The following is a 260-nucleotide window of genomic DNA, read 5'->3' as shown; positions in this document are numbered from 1 at the left end:
CCGGATTCGTCGTAAACGCTTAATCCGGCCTAATCCTATGATAATTCAATATATTTCATTAGAAACCATAAACCCGAAAACATGAGTACCGGGCATTATTACATTTCTGAAATTCCTACAACTGTGCCAGCCGGTTGATATCCGACTGAATCGCCCCGGCGGTGACGTCGCGCCCAGCGCCAGGTCCGCGGATCACCAGAGGGTTATCGCGATACCAGCGGGTTTCGATGGCAAAGACGTTATCGCACGGCAGCAGTGAT

Annotated in this window: 1 protein-coding gene; it reads right to left on the bottom strand. The window is 50.4% G+C overall.

Going from position 1 to position 260, the window contains the following annotated elements:
• Positions 1-115: 115 nt before the first annotated feature.
• Positions 116-260, bottom strand: a 145-nt coding sequence (locus tag AC0L2O_RS36980; RefSeq protein WP_473373231.1) for a hypothetical protein, incomplete at its 5' end; no start/stop codon positions are given.

Source organism: Bradyrhizobium sp. Kon10 (genome assembly GCF_055807395.1).
The sequence above is the reverse complement of the archived record's forward strand: the minus strand, read 5'-3'. Positions and strand labels throughout refer to the sequence as shown.